This is a genomic window from Dietzia sp. B44, assembly GCF_014145245.1.
Classification (GTDB): domain Bacteria; phylum Actinomycetota; class Actinomycetes; order Mycobacteriales; family Mycobacteriaceae; genus Dietzia; species Dietzia natronolimnaea.
The window spans coordinates 1-1627 of the sequence record NZ_JAALEF010000449.1; the positions used below are offsets into that span (position 1 = coordinate 1).

General features: G+C 71.2%; 1 protein-coding gene and 1 pseudogene. One reads left to right on the plus strand and one right to left on the minus strand.

The annotated features are described in order from the left end of the window. Window positions 1–971 (minus strand): annotated as a pseudogene (locus G6017_RS13885) (gluconate kinase); the annotation flags it as partial. A 226-nt stretch (window positions 972–1197) separates the two neighbouring features. Here G6017_RS13885 and G6017_RS13890 point away from each other — a divergent pair. Beyond that, window positions 1198–1627 (plus strand): hypothetical protein (locus tag G6017_RS13890; protein ID WP_241731561.1); only part of this gene is annotated, 430 nt, incomplete at its 3' end.

Below are 1627 nucleotides of genomic sequence, written 5' to 3' on the forward strand. Positions count from 1 at the left end.
CGCAGGAGGGCGTCGACGGCCCGGTCCGCCAGCTCGAGGGCGTGCCGCGCGTCCGCCCCGCCGCTCCGGGACTGCTCGGCGCGGATCGCGGTGACCTTGGACCGGACCAGCGCGCGGTACCCGATGTAGTGGTGCACGAGGGACGACGGCGCGTCATCCCCCGAGAAGTCCCGATACGCCGCGAGGAAGGCCTCGGCGAGGTCCCGCGCCCCCACCCTGTCGAGATCCATCGCCAGGAACCCGGCGTCGAGCATGGCGTCCCCGAACCTGAGCCGGTCGTCGAACTCGAGACAGTCGATCACCCGGGGCCCGTCGTCCTCCAGATAGATGTCCGCCGCGAGCAGGTCGCCGTGGCCGTCGACCACCCGGCCCGCATCGACTCGCGCCCGCAGCAGTCGCTCCCTCCCGCGGAGATACTCCCCCGCGAGCCACTCCACGTCGTCGACGATCACCGGTGCGTCCTCGCCCACACTCAGACGCCGCAAGTGGCCGATCGACTCCCGCCACAACCCGGCCACGGCGTCCGCAGTGCCCACCGCGTCGATCTCCTCCGAGCGGGGACTCGCGGCGTGGAGGTGATCGAGCTGCCGGGCCACCTCCCGCACCCCCGCCAGGAGGTCGGGATCGTCGGAGCGGCCGGTCCCCGAGGCCCGCGACCGCACCAGCGAGTCCAGGCTCCGTCCGGCGGGGAGTCGGCGCATCCGGACCACGTGGTCGATCACCTCGCCGTCGGGACCTCGCACCTCGAGCACACCGTCGTACACGTCCGGCGCCAGGCGGCTGTTGAGCTCGACCTCCCGGCGGCTCTGTTCTGCGCGGGCCCCGACCGACGTGTTGTCCAGGAACCCGAGATCGATGCGCTTGCGCACTTTGTGAGCCTCATCACCATAGAGCACGATGAGAGCGCTGTGCGTCTCGACGACGGCCGGCCCTCCGTCCGTCACCGGGTCGGCATCCGCGGGGGCGTCCATAACCCCAGCCTAGGCAGGCATGACACGGTTCGCGGCCGACCCGCGGAGTCGGCCGGATACGCCCCCTCGCCTGTGGTGACCGGAGTGTTACCTCAAGGAACACTCAGCATTTCGCCCCCCTGACAGCGCCGGACTTCGCTTGTAGGGTCGCCGACGCACCTCGCTCCGATCGAGGTGTCCGCGATGAGAGACATCGGGGTCAATGAAGATGGGAGCTGTTCAGAACATGACGAACACCCACCGGAAGACCACCAACCGCACCACCGCCAAGATCGCCGCCGTCGGCGCGTTCGGCATCGGTGCCGCCATCGCGTTCCCCGGCCTCGCCGCGGCCCAGGAAGCCCCCGGCGGCAGCCTCGAGGGCCTCGCGGGCGACACGGGCAGCCTCACGGAGATCGCGGGTGAGGACGGTAGCCTGGCCGACCTCGATCTCGGCACGGACCTCGCCGTCGACCTGGGCAGCCTCGCCTTCAACCTGAACCTCGGCGCCGAGGCGTCCAACCCGGGCTCGGTCGAGTTCGGCAGCCTCGGTGTCTCCCCGAACACCGGTAGCGACATCCTCGACAGCGGCTCGGCCGGGGCCACCGACGCGGGCACCGGCTCGCTGGACACCGGCTCGCTCGGTGGGGACACCGACACCGGCTCCGTCTCCGGCT